This window comes from Deltaproteobacteria bacterium GWC2_65_14 (assembly GCA_001797615.1).
GTDB lineage: Bacteria > Desulfobacterota > Deferrimicrobia > Deferrimicrobiales > Deferrimicrobiaceae > GWC2-65-14.
In genome coordinates, this window is the sequence record MGPV01000023.1 from 46,514 (window position 1) to 65,639 (window position 19,126).

At 67.6% G+C, this 19,126-nt stretch carries 16 protein-coding genes; 14 read left to right on the forward strand and 2 right to left on the reverse strand.

Annotated features, from left to right (window positions below):
- Nucleotides 1–227 precede the first annotated feature (227 nt).
- The 6 genes from A2X88_04790 to A2X88_04815 all read left to right on the forward strand — a co-directional run bounded on the left by A2X88_04790 (nt 228) and on the right by A2X88_04815 (nt 10,906).
- Entirely contained in the window at nt 228–2,219 is a 1,992-nt protein-coding gene (locus tag A2X88_04790; protein OGP34767.1) for an excinuclease ABC subunit B, read from the forward strand.
- Nucleotides 2,220–2,222: 3 nt separating this feature from the next.
- Nucleotides 2,223–3,893, forward strand: coding sequence for an excinuclease ABC subunit C (locus A2X88_04795; protein ID OGP34768.1), 1,671 nt, complete (start codon nt 2,223–2,225; stop codon nt 3,891–3,893).
- Nucleotides 3,894–4,030: 137 nt separating this feature from the next.
- Complete coding sequence (locus A2X88_04800) at nt 4,031–6,475, forward strand: hypothetical protein (GenBank protein OGP34769.1); 2,445 nt, start codon at nt 4,031–4,033, stop codon at nt 6,473–6,475.
- Entirely contained in the window at nt 6,454–7,845 is a 1,392-nt protein-coding gene (locus A2X88_04805) for a hypothetical protein (GenBank protein OGP34770.1), read from the forward strand. The genes A2X88_04800 and A2X88_04805 overlap by 22 nt, the downstream gene beginning before the upstream one ends.
- A complete protein-coding gene (locus A2X88_04810; protein OGP34771.1) occupies nt 7,842–9,104 on the forward strand; it encodes a histidine--tRNA ligase in 1,263 nt (420 codons plus the stop codon). Before A2X88_04805 ends, A2X88_04810 begins: the two co-directional genes overlap by 4 nt.
- Entirely contained in the window at nt 9,101–10,906 is a 1,806-nt protein-coding gene (locus A2X88_04815; protein OGP34772.1) for an aspartate--tRNA ligase, read from the forward strand. The genes A2X88_04810 and A2X88_04815 overlap by 4 nt, the downstream gene beginning before the upstream one ends.
- A 56-nt stretch (nt 10,907–10,962) precedes the next feature.
- Here the strand turns inward: A2X88_04815 and A2X88_04820 are convergent, their stop codons facing one another.
- On the reverse strand, nt 10,963–11,691 hold the full coding sequence (locus A2X88_04820; protein OGP34773.1) for a peptidoglycan-associated lipoprotein: 729 nt from the start codon (nt 11,689–11,691) through the stop codon (nt 10,963–10,965).
- Nucleotides 11,688–11,975 (reverse strand): hypothetical protein, encoded by a 288-nt coding sequence (locus A2X88_04825; GenBank protein OGP34774.1) that lies wholly within the window; start codon nt 11,973–11,975, stop codon nt 11,688–11,690. The genes A2X88_04820 and A2X88_04825 overlap by 4 nt, the downstream gene beginning before the upstream one ends.
- A 496-nt stretch (nt 11,976–12,471) precedes the next feature.
- On the opposite strand from A2X88_04825, the gene A2X88_04830 reads away from it, so the two are divergent.
- The 8 genes from A2X88_04830 (at nt 12,472) to A2X88_04865 (ending at nt 18,894) form a co-directional block, all read left to right on the forward strand.
- On the forward strand, nt 12,472–13,413 hold the full coding sequence (locus A2X88_04830) for a malate dehydrogenase (GenBank protein OGP34775.1): 942 nt from the start codon (nt 12,472–12,474) through the stop codon (nt 13,411–13,413).
- A 184-nt stretch (nt 13,414–13,597) separates the two neighbouring features.
- Complete coding sequence (locus A2X88_04835) at nt 13,598–14,764, forward strand: succinate--CoA ligase subunit beta (GenBank protein ID OGP34787.1); 1,167 nt, start codon at nt 13,598–13,600, stop codon at nt 14,762–14,764.
- 11 nt (nt 14,765–14,775) lie between these two features.
- A complete protein-coding gene (locus A2X88_04840; protein ID OGP34776.1) occupies nt 14,776–15,657 on the forward strand; it encodes a succinate--CoA ligase subunit alpha in 882 nt (293 codons plus the stop codon).
- 17 nt (nt 15,658–15,674) lie between these two features.
- A complete protein-coding gene (locus A2X88_04845) occupies nt 15,675–15,908 on the forward strand; it encodes a tungsten formylmethanofuran dehydrogenase (protein OGP34777.1) in 234 nt (77 codons plus the stop codon).
- A gap of 32 nt (nt 15,909–15,940) precedes the next feature.
- Nucleotides 15,941–17,071: a 2-oxoglutarate synthase subunit alpha gene (locus tag A2X88_04850; protein ID OGP34778.1), complete on the forward strand. Its 1,131-nt coding sequence runs from the start codon at nt 15,941–15,943 to the stop codon at nt 17,069–17,071.
- A complete protein-coding gene (locus A2X88_04855) occupies nt 17,072–17,902 on the forward strand; it encodes a 2-oxoacid:ferredoxin oxidoreductase subunit beta (GenBank protein ID OGP34779.1) in 831 nt (276 codons plus the stop codon).
- Between the two features lie 6 nt (nt 17,903–17,908).
- On the forward strand, nt 17,909–18,454 hold the full coding sequence (locus A2X88_04860; GenBank protein ID OGP34780.1) for a 2-oxoglutarate ferredoxin oxidoreductase subunit gamma: 546 nt from the start codon (nt 17,909–17,911) through the stop codon (nt 18,452–18,454).
- Nucleotides 18,455–18,456: 2 nt separating this feature from the next.
- Complete coding sequence (locus A2X88_04865; protein ID OGP34781.1) at nt 18,457–18,894, forward strand: nucleoside-diphosphate kinase; 438 nt, start codon at nt 18,457–18,459, stop codon at nt 18,892–18,894.
- The last annotated feature ends 232 nt before the right edge of the window (nt 18,895–19,126 follow it).

Here is a 19,126-nt window from a genome sequence, read left to right on the forward strand (position 1 = left end):
CGAGCAAGGGTCCCTTTCGGTCGGCCCACAAGTCCATCGGTCGGCGCTGGCGGCGAGAGTCGCCGTATAATAAGAGTTCGGGCTGACCTGAGGATGACTGAGGACCTACGAACATCATCGAACGATACATGGTTTTGGATGTGGCAGTCCAACTACGGGCTGAAGCTGACGGCTGCCCAAGGAATTAGTAGAGGCACCGCAGCTTAGCCCGAACGACGGGTGACGCGTTGGAAAAGAGGTTCCGACTACAGTCGTCGTTCGCCCCGGCGGGGGACCAGCCGGGGGCGATCCGGGAGCTGGTCGAGGGGCTCTCGCGGGGGCTCCCGCGCCAGGTCCTGCTGGGGGTGACCGGCTCCGGCAAGACCTTCACGATGGCGAACGTCATCGCGGAGACCGACCGGCCCGCCCTGATCATCGCCCCGAACAAGACGCTCGCGGCGCAGCTCTTCTCCGAGTTCAAGGAGCTCTTCCCCGACAACGCCGTCGAGTACTTCGTCTCCTACTACGACTACTACCAGCCCGAGGCCTACCTTCCGCAGACCGACACCTTCATCGAGAAGGACTCCTCGATCAACGAGCAGATCGACAAGATGCGGCACAGCGCCACCCGTTCGGTGATGACCCGCCGCGACGTGATCGTCGTGGCCTCCGTCTCCTGCATCTACGGGCTCGGGTCCCCCGAGTTCTATCACCGGGCCACCGTCCGCGTGACGGAAGGGGACGCCTTCCCCCGCAACGAGCTGATACGACGGCTGGTCGACATCCAGTACGAGCGCAACGACATCGATTTTCACCGCGGGACCTTCCGGGTCCGGGGGGAGGCGGTGGAGCTCTTCCCTGCATACGAGGAGGACCGGGTCCTGCGGATCGAGTTCGACGAGGACCGGATCGCGCGGGTCCGCTACGTCGACCCGCTCCGGGGGACCCGCCTCTTCGACGTCCGGGATACGGTGGTCTTCCCGGCGAGCCACTACGTAACCCCCGGGGAGGACCTGGAGCGGGCGGTCCTGGGGATCGAGGAGGAGCTCGCGTCCAGGCTCGCGGAGCTCGCGGAGCAGGGGAAGGTCCTCGAGTCGGAGCGGCTCCGCCAGCGGACCTCCTACGACCTGGAGATGATCCGCCAGATGGGGTTCTGCTCCGGGATCGAGAACTATTCCCGCCACCTCGACGGACGCTCGCCCGGCCAGCCCCCTTACACGCTCCTGGACTATTTCCCCGCCGGCTTCCTCACCTTCCTCGACGAATCGCACGTCACCGTGCCCCAGCTGAACGGGATGTACAACGGGGACCGTTCCCGGAAGGAGACGCTGGTCGAGTTCGGCTTCCGCCTTCCCTCCGCCCTCGACAACCGCCCCTTCCGGTTCGAGGAGTTCGTCCGCCGGGTGGGGGAGACGATCTTCGTCTCCGCAACGCCCGCCGAGTACGAGCTCCGGGAGAGCGGGGGGGCGGTGGTGGAGCAGATCATCCGCCCCACGGGGCTCGTGGACCCGGCGGTCGAGGTCCGCCCGGCGGGTCGCCAGGTGGACGACCTGCTCGTGGAGATCCGGGCGAGGGCGGAAGCGGGGGAGAGGGTGCTCGTCACCACGCTGACCAAGCGGATGGCCGAGGATCTGACCGAGCACTACGAGGGGAAGGGTCTCAGGGTCCGCTATCTCCACTCCGACATCGACACGATGGAGCGGGTCCGGATCATCCGGGAGCTGCGGCTGGGGGAGTTCGACGCGCTGATCGGGATCAACCTTCTGCGGGAGGGGCTCGACATCCCCGAGGTGTCGCTGGTGGCGATCCTGGACGCGGACAAGGAGGGGTTCCTGCGGTCGGCCCGCTCCCTGGTGCAGACCTTCGGCCGGGCCTCCAGGAACCTGTCGGGAAAAGTGATCCTCTACGCCGACAGGACGACCGGATCGATGCGGGAGGCGATCGCCGAGACGGAGCGCAGGCGGGAGAAGCAGCTCCGGTTCAACGAGGAGGCCGGGATCACCCCCGAGACGGTGCGGAAGAACATCGCGGAGCCGATCGGAAAGGCGTGCGAGAGCGACTACGTGACCGTCCCCGCCGGGGAGGAATGGGAGTTCGGCTCGGCCCGCGAGCTTGCCCGGGAGCTGAAGCGGCTTCGCCGGGAGATGGAGCGGGCGGCGAAGCAGCTCGACTTCGAGCGGGCGGCCGAGATCCGCGACCGCCTGCTGGCGCTCGAGCGGGTCGAGCTCGCGGCGAGGTAGACCGTGACGGGGGCGCTGGCCGGCTGGAAGACCTTCCCCCGCGCTCCCGGCGTCTACCTCATGGCCGACGCCAGGGGGAAGGTGCTCTACGTCGGAAAGGCGAAGGATCTCCGGGCGCGCCTGCGCACCTACGCTTTGGCAGGGGGGGACGGGAGGCCGCAGATCCCGCACCTCCTCCCGCGGGTCGCCTCGCTCCGGTGCATCGTGACCCACACCGAGAAGGAGGCCCTGCTCCTCGAGAACACCCTGATCAAGAAGCACCGCCCCCCCTTCAACGTCTTCCTGCGGGACGACAAGGAGTATCTTCTCCTGCGGATCGACCGGAAGGAGGAGTTCCCCCGGCCGGAGCTGGTGCGGAGGGTGGAAAAGGACGGAGCGCTCTATTTCGGCCCCTATTCCTCCGCGCGGGGGATCCGGGAGACCCTGCGGATCCTCTTCCGGCTGTTCCCGCTCTGCTCCTCCTCCCGGAGGAAGTTTGCCTCCCGGACCCGCCCCTGCCTGAACCACCAGATGGGACGCTGCCCGGGCGCATGCGCCGGCCTGGTCTCGCGGGAGGAGTACCTCCCGGCCGTGGACGACGCCGTCCGCTTCCTGCGGGGGAAGCACCGGGATCTGCTGCGGAGCTGGAACGCGGAGATGCGGCGTCTCTCCGGGGAGATGCGGTTCGAGGAGGCGGCGCGGCTCAGGGACCGGATCGCCACGGTGGAGAGGACGCTCGTCCGGCAGCGGGTCGTCCGGTCCGTTCCGGGGGAGGTGGATGCCGCGGGCTGGTTCCGGGAGGGGAGGGAGGTCACCGCGGCGCTGCTCCACGTCCGGGAGGGACGGCTCACCGACGCCCGCAGCTACCGGTTCCGGGCGGACGGGGAGGACGCCGAGGCGCTCGTCTCCTTCCTGCTGCAGCACTATGCCGAGGGGGCCTACTTTCCGGGCGAACTCCTCCTCCCGATCGCGATCCCCGGGAGGACGCCGCTCGCCTCCCTGCTGTCCGACCGGGCCGGATACCGGGTGCGGGTCGCGGTTCCCGCGAAGGGGGAGCGGGCCCGGCTGGTGGAGCTCGCGGAAAGGAACGCCCTCGAGTCCCACCGGATGGAACGGGAGCGGGAGGCTGCCTACGAGCGGGTTTCCGAACGGCTCGCCGCGCTCTGCGGCCTTCCCGCGCCTCCCGCGCGGATCGAGGGGTTCGACATCTCGACGATCTCGGGGGCCGAGCCGGTGGGGGCCATGGTCGCCTTCCTGGGAGGGAGGCCGGCGAAGCGGTGGTACCGGAAGTTCGCGGTCCTGGGAATCCCGGGGCAGGACGATTTCGCCATGATGGAGCAGGTCGTGCGGCGCAGGTTCGGCCACGACGAGGATTTCGGCGGGATGCCGGACCTGGTCCTGGTGGACGGGGGAAAGGGGCAGCTCTCCTCGGCGCGCACCGCGATGGAGGCTGCGGGTGCCGGAAGGATTCCGGTCCTCTCCCTGGCCAAGGAGCGGGTGCGCGGCGGGGAGACCGTCTTCCGCGAGCGGATCTTCCTCCCGGGGAGAAAGAATCCGTTGCTACTCCCCGGAAACGACCCGCTTCTGCTGTTGCTCATGCGGATCCGTGACGAGGCCCACCGGTTCGCGCTCCGGTTCCACCGGGGGAGGCGGGCCCGCGAGTCCTTCCGGCACAACCGAAAGGGACGGTCCTGAAGTGAGGGAAGGTGGATGGCACCGCGGAATGCGGTCCACGACTCAGGGTGGCGGGGAGAAGGTGCGTTCTCCAGGACCGTCCCTGGTTTCGGAGGACGGCCGGCGCGGGGGGCATGCCGGTTGCACCAGCCCTCCCCATGGACCATCCGTTCCGCGGGCTCGGCGCTCCGCTGTTCCTTGCGCTTCCCTTCCTGGGGGGATTCCTTCTCGGGCTCGCCGCCTGGGACTGCAGGCCGGCGGCCTCGGCGTTCCTGCTGCTCCTGTCGCTGGTCTCCGCGCTCTTCCGGCGCTCCCCCCTCGCGACCGCGTCGTGTCTCCTCGGACTCTGCGGAACGCTGGCCGCGGGGCGCCTCCCGTTCGTCGATCCGCGGGAGATCGCTCCCTTCCTGGGAGGGGAGGTCCTGCTTCGGGGGAGGGTGGAGTCGGTCACGGGAACCGATTCCGGGTGGCGCGGCGTCGCCCGCGACGTCGTCCTCTCCTTTCCGGACCGCCCGGGGACGATCCGGGTCGACGGGATGCTCCTGGTGGTCCGGAGCCCGGAATCCCCGGTCCTCTTTCCGGCCGAAGTCCGCGCCTCCGGGAGGATCCACCCGATCCGCAGCCGCGGGAACCCGCTGGAAATCCCCCGGGAGTGGAACGCCCTCGCCCTGAGGGTCCAGTACCTCTTTTCCACCGAATCCGGCCGGACGGTCTTTCTTCCGGGGAAGGGCGAAGGGCTTTCGGCGATCTTCCGCGCCGCCAGGGAGCGGACGGGGGGGTGGCTGGCCGCGCACGCGGGGAACTCCTCCCACGGGGCGGTCTATCTCCGGGCGCTGGCGACCGGGGAGACGCCCCCGCCGGGCCACCCTCTCGTCCTCCTGTTCCGGAAAACCGGCCTCTCCCACCTGCTGGCCATCTCCGGCCTCCATGCGGGGATCTTCTTCGCGGGGACCGCCCTGCTCGTGCGCGGCGGGCTCTGGCTTCTCCGGAGACGCCACGGCGCCCCGGACCTGAACCGGATCTCCCTGTACGCGGCGCTTCCCGCATGCTGGTTCTATATTCTGTCGGCGGGAGCCCCGATCTCGGGAATCCGGGCGGCCGGGATGATCACGGTGGGGGTGACGCTGTGGAGGCTCCTCGGCATCCGGGCCACCGGGGCGGCCTGGACCGCCCTCTTCCTCGGGACGACTTTCGTCGCCCCGTGGTCCCTGTTTTCCCCCTCGTTTCTCCTCTCGTACGGGGCCGCCTTCTTCCTGGTCGCCTGCCTGGGCGGCGACGCCCCGGGCCCGGATCCGATCCCCTTCCGTCGCAGGGCGATCCGGTCGCTGGGCAGGGCGCTGTCCGTGTCGACCGTCGCATTCGCGGGCACTCTCCCGATCTCCGGCGCCCTCTTCGGCGGATTTCCCGCGGGGGCGGTCCTGTGGAATCTCCTGTTCGCGGGGCTGCTCGGGACGGCCGGGGTGGCCGGGGCCTTTCTCGCGACGACGGCGGGCCTGCTCTCGCTCGACGGGGTCGGTCCCCTGGCCGGGATCCTCGCGGACGGCCTGACCTTCCTGCTGGAGCTGCTTCTCCGGGTTTCCGGAAACGGCCGCGGGTATCTCCCGATCCCCCCTTCGGGGATCGCGGCCCCGATGGTCTGCGTGGGGGCGGGCATGTGGGGGGCGATCGCCCTCCGCCGCCTCGGGATGCTTTCCTGGCCCGCGCCGGTTGCCGCGGGCGTCCTTTTTCTGGCCTGGGTGCATCTCCCGTACGCGGCCCTGCCCGATCCCCGCCTGACCGTGACGGCCCTCAACGTCGGCAAGGGGGCCTCCCACCTGGTTTCCTTCCCCGGGGGCGGGCAGATGCTCGTGGACTGCGGGAGCCGGCTGCGGGGGGAGGCGGGGGAGCGGATCCTGCTACCTTTCCTGCGGAGCCGGGGGGTCCGGAGGATCGACATCCTGGTTCTGACCCACCCGCACGAGGATCACTACGGGGGGTCGGAGGCGGTCCTGCGCGAACTGGAGGTCGGGGAGATCTGGATCCCCCGGGGAATTTCCCCCGCCGCATTCGGGGAGGCGGTCGCCGCGCGTCGCGGCATGGTCCGAAGCCGCAGGAGCGGGGAGCGGCACCGCTCCGGCGGTGCGGAGGTCCTGGTCCGGGCTTCCGGGGCCGGGGGCAACGGGGGGAAGGCGAACGAACAGAGCCTCGTGCTCGAGGTCCGGTACCGCGGCCTGTCGGTCTGGCTCCCCGGAGACGTGGAGCAGGGGCCTTCGGTATGGGGGCCGGCGCCTCCCGCGAACGGGGAAACCCGGGTCCTGTTCCTCCCCCACCACGGGTCTCCCGGGGCGAAGCCCGACGCCTGGATCGCCTCCGCCTCTCCGGTGGCCGTCATCCGTCAAAATAGCGATTGTGCCCCACCGGACAATCTGGTACCCTCGTTTTGTTCTTTCGCCTTGGAAAACGGAGCAGTTACCGTGCGATCGAACGGATCCACCGTTGTCGTCGAGCAGGAGAGGGGGGCGGGATTCTGGCGCCTGCTCCTTCGCCTGTCGCCAATACCCGAAGGAGAATCTTTTCCCGGATCCCCAACCCGGTACCCTGAATGGCGAAACAGCGAATCCTGATTCTTGCCCCCGATCCCGAGGAATTGGAAAAGGCGCTGAAGGCCGCCTCTCTTTCCGACATCCACCTCGCGGTCCTGCCGGACTGGAACGCCGGGATGGCCGCCCTTTCGAAGGAGAACTTCTCGGTCATCGTCGCCAGGAAGTTCCAGCCCCGCCAGACCGCGGAAGGGTTCGTCCGGGAAGTGCTCGCGCTGGCCCCCAAGACCCCCCTGGTCCTCGTCCTTCCGAAGAAGGGGGGGCCGTCCGTCCTGGGCGCCCTGAAAGGCGGGGCGTCGGAGATCATCTTCGAGGAGAACCTGGAGCGCGAGCTCCTTCCCACGGTGGAGAAGTACCTGTTCCAGGGATACGGCCTCCTCCGGAAGATGTCGCTGGACGAACTGTTCGACTTCTGTTTTCCCGTCATCACCACGACCGACATGGACCTGCTCTCGTACACGGTCATCGAGCTCTACAAGGAATCGCTCGGAGCCACCTTCGGGATCCTCTTCCGGGAGCAGAAAGGGAGGGGACCGGGGTTTTCCATCGTGGCCTCCACCGGTCTTTCCGAGGACTCGGCCGGGGGGGTCTTCCTCCTCCAGTGCGGGGCGGGGGTCGTGAACGCGGCGACGTCGTCGCCTTCCGTGATCTCCGCCGAAAGCCTGGGGAAGCTGGGGAAGGATGTCGCCTCGATCCTCGGGGACTGCCGAACGCTCTTCACGATCCGGTTCGACCTCACCCCCGGATCAAGCATGTACGCCGTCCTCGCGATCCGGGGAGTCCCCGGGCCCGACGTCCTGAGCAGCACCCTCCTGAACTTCTTCTCCCGGCAGGTCCGCTTCTCCCTGCTGAACGCGGAGCGGGGTGCCCAGACCCACAACCTGATCTACATCGACGACCTCACGAAGCTCTACAACAGCCGCTACCTGAACGTGGTGCTGGACCGCGAGCTGAAGCGGTCGGAGCGGTACCGGAACTTCTTTTCCGTCCTCTTCATGGACCTGGATTTCTTCAAGCGCGTGAACGACAGCCACGGGCACCTGGTCGGCACCAGGGTCCTGGTGGAGGCGGGGAACGTCCTGCACCAGTGCGTCCGTGAAACGGACACGGTGGTTCGCTACGGCGGGGACGAGTTCGTGGTGCTCCTCGTGGAGACGAGGGCCGAGGAGGCCCTGGTCGTGGCCGAGCGGATGCGGAAGATGGTCGAGGAGAAGGCGTTCGGAAGCGAGCTCGGGCTCGACATCCGACTGACGATATCGATCGGCATCGCCGCCTTCCCCGAGCATGCGCTGACCAAACAGCACCTGCTGATCCTGGCCGACCAGGCGATGTACCGGGGAAAGGATTCCACCCGCAACGTGGTGTACCTCGCCGGCGCGCAGAACGTCCCATGACGATTCCTTCCGTCCGGGGGATGAAGGACCTCCTTCCCCCCGCGTCCCGCAGATGGACCGCCCTCGAGGGGGCCTTCCGGGGACATGCCGAGCGGTACGGTTTCTCCGAGATCCGGACCCCGATATTGGAGAGGACCGATCTCTTCGCCCGGTCGGTGGGGGAGAGCACCGACATCGTGGAGAAGGAGATGTACACGTTCGCCGATCGCTCCGGAGAGATGCTCACCCTGCGTCCCGAGGGGACCGCTCCCGTAGTCCGGGCGATCCTGGCGGGTCGGGCGGAGCTGGGCGAGTGGCCCGTCCGCCTCTACTACCTGGGGCCGATGTTCCGGCACGAGCGCCCCCAGAAGGGGAGGCTGCGGCAGTTTCACCAGTTCGGGGCCGAGCTGTTCGGCACCGACTCCCCGTACGCCGACGCGGAGGTGCTGGGCTTCCTGTCCGCCTTCCTGACGGGGGTGGGGCTTGCGGGAGTCTCCCTGGAGATCAACTCCCTGGGCGACCCCGCCTGCCGTCCCGCCTACCACCGGGAGCTCTCCGCATATCTGGCCTCCCGCGAGGGGATGCTGTGCGACGACTGCCGCCGACGGCGCGTGCAGAACCCGCTGAGGGTGCTGGACTGCAAGGCGGACCGGTGCGTGGAAGCCACGGCGGAGGCGCCGTCGGCGCTGGATTCGCTCTGCGGGTCCTGCAGGGAGCACTTCGGGTCGGTCGAGGCGGCGCTTCGTGATTCGGGGATCCCCTTTTCCCGGAACCCGCGGATGGTCCGCGGCCTGGATTATTACCGGAGGACGACCTTCGAATTCGTCATCCCGGGGATGGGGGCCCAGAACACCGTGGCTGCCGGGGGGCGGTACGACGGACTGGCGGAGATCCTGGGCGGGAAGGAGCCGATCCCCGCGATCGGGTTCGCGATCGGGGTCGAGCGGCTGGTCATGCTTCTGGGGAAGCAGGAGGAGTCCCGCCCGGCGGCGGACGTATTCCTCGTCACCTCCGGCTCCCGGTTCCTCCCGCAGGCGTTCCGCTGGAGGATGACGCTGGCCGGGATGGGGCTCACGGCGGACCTCGACTACGAGTGCCGGAGCGTCAAGAGCCAGTTCCGACGGGCCGGGAAGGCGGGGGCGCGGTTCGTGGTCGTCTTCGGGGAGGACGAGGAGGCCCGCGGGGGGGTAGTCTTCCGGGACATGGCGGCGGGGGCGCAGGAAGAGCTGTCCCGTGAAGACGCGATGCGGCGTCTGGGGAGCCTGAAGAGGGAGGGATGACGGTGGAACCGTTTCTGCCGGAGCACAAGCGGACGATCTACTGCGGGCAGGTCCGGCCGGAGCATATCGGCGGGGAGGTCGTCCTCTGCGGGTGGGTGCACCGCCGCAGGGACCACGGCGGCCTGGTCTTCGTAGACCTTCGGGACCGGGAGGGGATCGTCCAGGTGGTGTTCAACCCGGGGGACTTCCCGGAAGCCCACGCCAAGGCCGATGCCCTGCGCGTCGAGTATGTCCTCTCCGTCCGGGGGTTCGTCCGGAGCCGCCCGCCCGGCACGGAAAACCCTGGGCTTCCCACCGGGGAGATCGAGGTGGCCGCCTCCTCCCTCGCGATCCTGAACGAGTCGAAGCCGCTCCCGTTTTCCATGGAGGACGACACCGACGTGGCGGAGGCTGTCCGCCTGAAATACCGGTACCTCGACCTCCGGCGGCTCGAGGTCCAGCAGAGCTTTCTCCGGAGGTCGCTCCTCGCCCGCTCGACCCGCGACTACTTCTTCGAGAACGGATTCATCGAGGTGGAAACGCCGGTCCTGACGAAGAGCACCCCGGAGGGGGCGAGGGACTATCTCGTTCCCTCCCGCGTCTCCCCGGGGATGTTCTTCGCGCTTCCGCAGTCGCCCCAGCTCTTCAAGCAGATCCTGATGGTCGCCGGCTACGACCGCTACGCCCAGATCGTCAAGTGCTTCCGGGACGAGGACCTGCGGGCCGACCGGCAGCCGGAGTTCACCCAGATCGACGTGGAGATGTCCTTCGTCGACCGGGAAGATATCTTTTCGATGATGGAAGGGCTGATGGCCCGGATCTTCCGGGACGTGGCGGGGGTCGAGGCCGTCCGCCCCTTTCCCCGGATCTCCTACCGGGAGGCGATGGACCGCTTCGGCGTGGACAAGCCCGACACCCGTTTCGGCATGGAGATCGCCGACTACACCGCGGAGCTTCGGAACACGGAGTTCCGCGTCTTCCGGGACGTCGCCGAGAAGGGGGGGGTCATCCGCGGGATCACGGTCCCCGGACTCGCGGCGGCGAGCCGGTCGGAGCTGGCCGCCTTCGAGGAGGTCGCGAAGATCGGGGGAGCCCGGGGGCTGGCCTGGTGGAAGGCGGCGGAGGGGGGGCTCTCCTCCCCCATGGCGAAGCATTTCGGGGCGGAGCAGGTGGAGGCGATCCGGCGGAAGAGCGGGGCCTCGGACGGCGACCTGGTCCTGATGGTGGCGGACGAAACCCGGACCGCCTGCGACTCCCTGGGTCGGCTGCGGCTCCACCTCGGGGAGAAGCTGGATCTTATAGCCGGGGACCGGTACGACTTCCTCTGGGTGATCGACTTCCCGCTCCTCGACTGGGACAAGGAGGAGAAGCGGTTCGTAGCGATGCACCATCCCTTCACCGCTCCCCTGGACGAGGACCTGCCGCTCCTGGACTCGGACCCGGGGAAGGCCCGGGCGAAGGCCTACGACATGGTGCTGAACGGGTCGGAGATCGGCGGCGGGAGCATCCGGATCCATCGCCAGGATGTCCAGTCGAGGATGTTCCGGCTGCTGGACATCGGGCCGGACGAGGCCCGACGGAAGTTCGGGTTCCTCCTGGAGGCCCTCGAATTCGGGGCGCCGCCCCACGGCGGGATCGCCTTCGGGCTGGACAGGCTCGCGATGCTCCTTTCCGGCGCCCGCTCCCTGCGCGACGTCATCGCCTTCCCCAAGACGCAGAAGGCGACCTGCCTGATGACGGACGCCCCCTCTCCGGTGGACCCCGGGCAGCTCCGGGAGCTCCACATCCGGCTGGCGAATCCGGAAAAGGAAAAGAAGGGATAAAAAAACCGGGGGGACATCTCGTCCCCCCGGCTCCGGGAACCCGGAAGGGTCCCGGTCTACTTCACCACGAAGACCGCCCGGCGGTTTTTCGCCCAGGCATCCTCGGTGTGCCCCGGGTCGTGCGGCCTCTCCTCGCCGTAGCTGATCGTGGAGAGCCGGTTCCCGGCGATCCCGAGGTTCTTCAGGTACTTCGACGCGGCGCTCGCACGCCGCTCGCCGAGCGCCATGTTGTACTCCGAGGTGCCGCGCTCGTCGCAATGTCCCTCGATCTGGAGCTTGGCGCCGGGGTTCTTCTTCAGGTACTCGGCGACCTTCCCCAGGATCGGTTTCGCGTCGTCCCGGATGAACGACTTGTCGTAGTCGAAGTGGATGTTCCCGAATCCGACCGGCTGCTCCTGAATGGTCGTGGGAGCGGGGGCCGGAGCCGGCGCAGCAGGCGGTGCCGGCGCAGGAGGCGGAGCCGGCGCAGCAGGCGGTGCCGGTTTGGGCTGCTTGGCCTCCCAGCAGGGTCTGGTCTTCGCCAGAAGGACGTCCGCGGCCTTGTCCGCGGCCGCAAAGTACTTCTCGGCCGCCTCATGCCGGGCATGGTCGAGTTCCGCGTACGCGGCCGCCAGTTCCTTCGGTGCGCAGTCCCGCGCGTCCATCTTCTCGGCCTGTGCGATCTTGGCCGCGATTGCATCCGCCCGGTCCATCTCGCTCCTGGTCAACTGCTTCACGCCGCATCCCGCCGCCAAGGAGACGGACAGGCCGAACGCGGCCAACAGAAGAAGGTTTCGGTTCCTCATTTCGCCCCTCCCCCCGTCTTCTGGAGCGCCTCGGCGGAAAATTTCTGCGATTTGGCCGAGAAATCACGGACGCCGGCACGGTCCCCTTCCGCCCGTTCGTGGTTGGCGAGATCCAGGTAGGCCTCGGCCTGGTAGTATTCGTACGGCGCCTTGGTCTCCGCGCCTGCCGCTTTCGCCTTGGCGAAGTCGGTTTTCGCGTTTTTAAGCGCGGCGGCGGAGGTGCACCCTGCGGCCAGAAACACCGGCAGGAGCAGAACGAGTAGAGCCTTGCATATCCGGTTCATAGGCCTCCCTCCTGTGGGAAGTGATATGGATTGCGTCCATTCGGTGAGACGGCAGTTGCGGGTATAACTGTACGGTACCACAGCGGATCCCCGGGGGTACAGGGGTTTATGCAGTTCTCTGATCGATAGATGCAGGAAAATCGCATTCCGTTCCGCAATCCGGGGCGCCCGGCGGTCGATTCCCGAAATCCCCCTGTTTTTCCTTGACATCCCCAGGGCCGTTGTATACTGTATGCCGGGCTCGGGGGAGGAACTTTTCCCCATCCGTTCCGATCATCCCGAACGATATGCCCACGGAGGGGACTTTGCTCCTGTTCAGGAACCTGGTTCCGCCCAAGGACGACAGGAACAGGATGTTCGGGCACATGGGGCGGAACGCGGAGGAGGGCCGAAGGGATCGGGGGGGTAGAAGGAAGAGCTCCGGGTTCGCCCCCGGGTAGGCGCAGGCGATCCGGGGGAGGCGACCCCCTCCGGAGCGCGCTCTTGGAGGAACCGGATGGGCCGAAAGAAGGTCACGGTGATCGGGGCCGGGAACGTCGGGGCGACCACCGCCCAGCGGCTGGCGGAGAGGGGCTTCTGCGACGTCGTGCTGGTCGACATCGTGGAGGGGATGCCGCAGGGAAAGGCGCTGGACATCCAGCAGTCGGGGCCGGTGAGCGGGTTCGCCTCGAGGGTGATCGGCACGAACGGCTACGAGGACACCGCCGGGTCCGACATCATCGTGATCACTTCCGGGCTTCCCCGCAGGCCGGGGATGAGCCGGGACGACCTGCTGAAGGTGAACGCGGGGATCGTCAAGGATGTCACCCTGAAGGCGGCCGGGAAATCCCCCGAGGCGATGATCCTCGTCGTCTCGAACCCTCTCGACGCCATGACCTACGTGGCCCACAAACAGAGCGGATTTCCGGCGAACCGGGTGATGGGTATGGCCGGGATCCTCGACTCGGCCCGCTTCCGGGCGTTCATCGCCATGGAGCTCGACGTCTCGGTGACCGACATCACCGCCTTCGTCCTCGGGGGGCACGGGGACACGATGGTCCCTTCCACCCGGTACACCACGGTGGCCGGGATTCCGGTGGAGGACCTGATCCCGAAGCCGAAGCTCGAGGCGATCGTCGAGCGGACGCGGAAGGGGGGCGGGGAGATCGTGGCGCTGCTGAAGACCGGCTCCGCCTACTACGCCCCCTCGGCGGCCGCGGCCCAGATGTGCGAGTCGATCCTCCTGGACAAGAAGATGATCCTCCCCTGCGCGGTCCTCTCGACCGGGAAGTACGAGGGGTGCGACGGGCTCTTCGTCGGGCTGCCGGCGAAGCTCGGGTCGGGCGGCGTCGAGGAGGTCGTGAAGTTCCATCTTTCCGCGGAGGAGACGGCAGCGCTGAAGAGGTCCGCCGACGAGGTGAGGACCCTGTGCGAGGCGGTGGACCGGCTCGGCTTCTGAAGGAGGACTTTCCGTCCCGTGACGTTCGGGATATAATTTCGCGTTGCGACCGAATCGGGGGGTTTTTAGGGAAAGACGATGCCGGGGTGCTGGCCCGGGGATGGGCAGCCTCCGCTTTTTTGTTTTCCGGGGCCGGTGGATGGCCCCGCACGCATCCTATTCCAACCGGGAGGAGCCAAGAGGCATGAACATCCACGAATACCAGGCCAAGTCCGTTCTGGCCAAGTACGGGGTGGCCGTTCCCAGGGCCAAGGTGGCCGACACCCCCTCCGAGGCCGAGGCGATTGCCAAGGAGTTCGGGACGGCGGTCGTCGTGAAGGCGCAGATCCACGCGGGGGGGCGGGGGAAGGGCGGCGGGGTGAAGCTGGCGAAGACTCCGGACGAGGCGCGGGAGGTTGCCAGGCAGATCATCGGGATGACCCTGGTGACCCATCAGACCGGGCCCCAGGGGAAGAAGGTCAAGCGGGTCCTCGTCGAGCAGGCTGGGCGGATCCGGAAGGAGCTCTACCTCGGGATGGTCGTCGACCGGGCGGTCAACCGGGTGGTGATGATGGCCTCCACCGAGGGGGGGATGGAGATCGAGACGGTCGCCGCGAAGACGCCCGAGAAGATCCTCAAGGAGCATGTCGACCCGGCGGTCGGCCTTCTCCCCTACCAGGCGCGAAAGCTGGCCTTCGGGCTGGGGATCCCGCCGGAGCTGACCGGGAAGGCGGTCCGGTTCATGACCGCCCTCTACAACGCCTTCGTGGACACCGACTGCTCCCTGGCGGAGATCAACCCGCTGGTGCTGACCGAGGAGGGCGACGTGATCGCCCTCGACGCGAAGATGAACTTCGACGGCAACGGCCTCTTCCGCCACAAGGAGATCCAGGCGATGCGGGACTTCGACGAGGAGGACCCGACCGAGACCGAGGCCTCCAAGTTCGACCTCACCTACATCAGCCTGGACGGAAACATCGGCTGCATGGTGAACGGAGCCGGGCTGGCCATGGCGACGATGGACATGATCAAGATGGTGGGCGGCTCTCCGGCGAACTTCCTCGACGTGGGAGGCGGTGCGAACGCCGAGCAGGTGACCAACGCCTTCCGCCTCATCCTGTCCGACCCGAAGGTGAAGGCGATCCTGGTGAACATCTTCGGAGGGATCATGCGGTGCGACGTGATCGCGGAGGGGGTGGTCGCCGCGGCGAAGACGCTCGGTCTCCAGGTTCCCCTGGTGGTGCGGCTGGAGGGGACGAACGTGGGAAAGGGGAAGGAGATCCTCGCCGCGTCGAAGCTGAACATCATCTCGGCCGGCGACATGAAGGACGCGGCGCAGAAAGTCGTGGCCGCCGCCGGCCAGGCGAAGTAGGGGGGGGCGACATGAGCATCTGGGTCGACAAGAACACGAAGCTTCTCGTCCAGGGGATCACCGGCTCGGTGGGGGCCTTCCACACCAAGCAGATGCTGGAATACGGCACGAGGATCGTCGGGGGGGTCACCCCCGGGAAGGCCGGATCGAAGGTCGAGGGGGTCCCCGTGTTCCACACGGTGGCCGACGCGGTCAAGGCGACCGGGGCGAACGCCACGGTCATCTACGTTCCTCCGGGGTTCGCGGCCGACGCGATCGCCGAGGCGGTCGACGCCGGGATCGACGTCGTCGTCTGCATCACCGAAGGGATCCCGATCCTCGATATGGTGAGGATCCGGCGGTTCATGGAGGGGAAGAAGCCGCGCCTCATCGGGCCGAACTGCCCGGGGATCATCACCCCCGGGGAGTGCAAGATCGGGATCATGCCCGGCTATATCCACAAGCCCGGCACCGTCGGGATCGTCTCCCGCTCCGGGACGCTCACCTACGAGGCGGTCCACCAGGTGACCACCCTCGGGATGGGGCAGTCCACCTGCGTGGGGATCGGCGGCGACCCGGTGAACGGGACGAACTTCATCGACGTGCTCGCGGCGTTCGAGGCCGACCCCAAAACCGAGGCGGTCATCCTGATCGGGGAGATCGGCGGCACGGCGGAGGAGGAGGCGGCGGCCTTCGTGAAGGCGAACATGACCAAGCCGGTCGTCGGCTTCGTGGCGGGGCAGACCGCCCCGAAGGGAAAGCGGATGGGGCATGCCGGCGCCATCATCTCCGGGGGGAAGGGGACGGCCGCGGAGAAGGTCGAGGCCTTCCGCGCAGCGGGGATCTCGGTCTCCGAGGCGCCCTCCGATCTCGGGATCACGCTGGCGAAGCGGCTCGGCGGGAAAGTCCATTAAAGGAAGGGACGAACGAAATGGTGAACGAGCAGGTAGTGGAGAAGATCGAGGCGACGGAGAACGAGAAAGTCAAGATCAGCATCATCCCCCGCTTCTGCAAGGGGTGCGAGATCTGCGTGAAGCTCTGCCCCACGCAGGTCCTCGGGATGGATATGTTCACGGTGAAGGTGGTCGACATCGACAAGTGCACGATCTGCATGGCGTGCGAGCTGCGCTGCCCGGACTTCGCCATCTTCGTGGAAAAGAAGTAGCGCGGCAACCAACCCGCAAAGGAGACCATACGGTGGGTACGATCAAGCTGCTCCAAGGAAACGAAGCCTGCGCGGAGGGGGCGCTTTACGCCGGGTGCACCTTCTTCGCCGGGTATCCGATCACCCCCTCCACGGAAGTGGCGGAATACCTGGCCAGGCGCCTTCCCCTCCGGGGGGGCGCGTTCATCCAGATGGAGGACGAGATCGCGGCGATGGCGGCGGTGATCGGGGGATCGCTCGCGGGCAGGAAGGTGCTCACGGCGACCTCCGGCCCCGGGTTCTCCCTCAAGCAGGAGAACATCGGGTTCGCGGCGCTGACCGAGGTGCCCTGCGTCATCGTGAACGTGATGCGGGGGGGACCCTCGACCGGCGTCCCCACCGGCCCCGGACAGAGCGACATCATGCAGTGCCGGTGGGGGACCCACGGGGATCACCCGACCATCTGCCTCACCCCGGCCTACGTGCAGGAGGTCTTCAGCGAGACGGTGCGGGCCTTCAACCTCGCGGAGAGGTACCGCACCCCGGTCATCATCGCCTTCGACGAGATCGTCGGGCACATGCGGGAGCGGATCGAGATCCCCGATCCGGGGGTCCTTCCCGTAGAGGACCGCGCGAAGCCGACCTGCGCCCCGGCCGACTACCTCCCGTACGACGACCGCGCGGGGGACGTTCCCCCGATGGCGAACTTCTTCGAGGGGTACCGGTACCACGTCACGGGGCTCAACCACGGGCCGGACGGCTTTCCGGTGAACGCCTCCCCGAGGATCCACACCGACGAGCTTCGCCTGATGCGGAAGGTGGAGGCGAACCGCAAGGAGATCATCCGGTATGCCGAGTACCTGACCGAGGACGCCGAGGTCGCGGTCTTCGCCTACGGGGTGTCCGGCCGGTCGGGGAAGACCGCGGTCCAGATGGCCCGGAAGGAAGGGATCAAGGCGGGCCTCTTCCGCCCTCTGACCATCTGGCCGTTTCCCGAGGAGGAGGTGGCCGCGCTCTCCTCCCGCGTGAAGGCGATCGTCGTCCCGGAGCTCTCCCTCGGGCAGATCATCTACGAGGTGGAGCGCTGCGCGAAGGGCCGGTGCCGGGTGGAGGGGATCTACCGGGTGGACGGCGACCCGATCACCCCCGCCCAGATCCTGGAAAAAGTGAAGGAGGTTCGGTAGATGGCCTTCAATTACGATCAGTATATCCGGGGCGGGAAGTTGCCCCACATCTGGTGCCCCGGCTGCACCTACGGGATCGTCTTCAAGTCGCTCCTGCGGGCGATCGAATCGCTGAAGATCCCCAAGGACGACATCGCCATGGTGTCCGGGATCGGATGCGCCTCCCGGCTGCCGGGATACGTGGACTTCAACACGCTCCACACCACCCACGGCCGGGCCCTCCCCTTCGCCACGGGGCTCAAGATGGCCCGGCCGGACAAGCATGTCATGGTGGTCAGCGGAGACGGCGACGCCACGGCGATCGGGGGGAACCACTTCATCCACGCCTGCCGGCGCAACATCGACATCACCGTCCTGGTCTTCAACAACTTCATCTACGGGATGACCGGCGGGCAGCACTCCCCGACGACTCCCTCGGAACACCTCGCCACGACGATGCCGTACGGGAACATCGACCCCTCGTTCAACATCCCCGAGCTGGCCAAGGGGGCCGGGGCGACCTGGGTCGGCCGCGGGACCGCCTATCATGCCGCGCCGCTGGACAAGCTGATCGTGGGCGCCATCCAGCACAAGGGGCTGTCGGTGCTCGAGATCATCAACGCCTGCCCCACGACCCACGGGCGGCGGAACAAGTTCAAAAGCCCCACCGACATGCTGCTCTGGATGAAGGACAAGGCGCTCCCCCTCACGGCCTTCGAGAAGCTGCCTCCCGAGAAGACCGCCGGGAAGTTCCCCACCGGCGTGCTTTTCAAGAAAGAGGCGCCGGAGTATTGCGAAACCTACTACGGGTTGGTCGAGCGGCTGAAAAAACCGAAAGAGGGGAGGGCCTGAGGCGCCATGAGCCGGTACGAGATCCGTTTCTCCGGGTCCGGGGGGCAGGGGTTGATCCTCGCCGGGGTCATCTTCGCCGAGGCGGCGACGATCTACGATAAAAAGAACGCGGTCCAGAGCCAGTCCTACGGGCCCGAGGCGCGCGGCGGGGCCTCCAAGTCCGAGGTGATTATCTCGGACGAGGTGATCGACTTCCCGAAGGCCACCGCGATCGACCTGCAGCTCTCCCTCACGCAGGAGTCCTGCACGAAGTACTACAAGGACGTCAAGAGCGACGGCACCCTCCTCGTGGACGAGGACTTCGTCCGGGAGATCCCGAAGGGGACCTTCAAGGTGATCAAGCTGCCGATCATCCGGACCGCCGCCGAGGAGATCGGCAAGTCGTTCGTCGCGAACATCGTCGCGATCGGGGCGATCGCGGCGATCACCGGCCAGGTGAGCTACGAGTCGATCGAGAAGGCGGTGCTTCACCGCGTCCCGAAGGGGACCGAGGAGATGAACAGGAAGGCGCTGAAGGCCGGCTTCGACCTGGCCAAGGCGCGGATGAACTGAGGATGCACCACCAGCCCGGGAGGACGCAGCGCACCCTCTCGATCGTCAAGCCGGACGGCGTCCGGAAGGGGGTCTTGGGGGAGGTGATCCGGCGGTTCGAGAAGGAGGGGATCCGGATCGTCGCGATGCGGATGCTCTCCCTCACGAAGCGGGAGGCGGAAGGGTTCTACGCGGTGCACCGCGAGCGCCCCTTTTTCGCCTCCCTGACCGACTTCATGTCCTCGGGGCCCATCGTGGCGATGGTGCTCGAGGGGGTGGACGTCATCGCACGGAACCGCGCCCTCATGGGGGCCACCGACCCGAAGAAGGCCGACCCGGGGACGATCCGGGCGGACTTCGCATCGCACGTGGAGCAGAACATCGTCCACGGCTCGGATGCGCCGGAGACCGCGGCGACGGAGATCCGCTACTTCTTCAGCGACCTGGATATCCTCTCGTAGGGACGACCCGGTCCTGCCCGCTTCCGATTCCGCCCTGCCTCCGCGGCAGGGCGGATTTTTTCCGCCCCGCGCCGTGAACCGGGGACCCTGGCTCGCGGGGGGCGCATCATGTGCTTCGCCGCCTCGGAAGGGGGCTTCGCTTCGACCGCCCTCCGCCCGCGGATCATTCCTTTTATCTCCGCTCATCCCCCCTCCTTCGGCTGGCTTCGCCCACAGGGCGCCCCGTCCCGAG

Excerpts from the sequence above, each read along its gene's own strand:
- A2X88_04800 (OGP34769.1), top strand. The coding sequence starts at position 4,031 with ATGGACCATCCGTTCCGCGGGCTCGGCGCTCCGCTGTTCCTTGCGCTT.
- A2X88_04835 (OGP34787.1), top strand. The coding sequence starts at position 13,598 with ATGAACATCCACGAATACCAGGCCAAGTCCGTTCTGGCCAAGTACGGG.
- A2X88_04830 (OGP34775.1), top strand. The coding sequence starts at position 12,472 with ATGGGCCGAAAGAAGGTCACGGTGATCGGGGCCGGGAACGTCGGGGCG.
- A2X88_04855 (OGP34779.1), top strand. The coding sequence starts at position 17,072 with ATGGCCTTCAATTACGATCAGTATATCCGGGGCGGGAAGTTGCCCCAC.
- A2X88_04820 (OGP34773.1), bottom strand. The coding sequence starts at position 11,691 with ATGAGGAACCGAAACCTTCTTCTGTTGGCCGCGTTCGGCCTGTCCGTC.
- A2X88_04815 (OGP34772.1), top strand. The coding sequence starts at position 9,101 with ATGACGGTGGAACCGTTTCTGCCGGAGCACAAGCGGACGATCTACTGC.
- A2X88_04825 (OGP34774.1), bottom strand. The coding sequence starts at position 11,975 with ATGAACCGGATATGCAAGGCTCTACTCGTTCTGCTCCTGCCGGTGTTT.
- A2X88_04865 (OGP34781.1), top strand. The coding sequence starts at position 18,457 with ATGCACCACCAGCCCGGGAGGACGCAGCGCACCCTCTCGATCGTCAAG.
- A2X88_04845 (OGP34777.1), top strand. The coding sequence starts at position 15,675 with ATGGTGAACGAGCAGGTAGTGGAGAAGATCGAGGCGACGGAGAACGAG.
- A2X88_04840 (OGP34776.1), top strand. The coding sequence starts at position 14,776 with ATGAGCATCTGGGTCGACAAGAACACGAAGCTTCTCGTCCAGGGGATC.
- A2X88_04860 (OGP34780.1), top strand. The coding sequence starts at position 17,909 with ATGAGCCGGTACGAGATCCGTTTCTCCGGGTCCGGGGGGCAGGGGTTG.
- A2X88_04805 (OGP34770.1), top strand. The coding sequence starts at position 6,454 with ATGGCGAAACAGCGAATCCTGATTCTTGCCCCCGATCCCGAGGAATTG.
- A2X88_04810 (OGP34771.1), top strand. The coding sequence starts at position 7,842 with ATGACGATTCCTTCCGTCCGGGGGATGAAGGACCTCCTTCCCCCCGCG.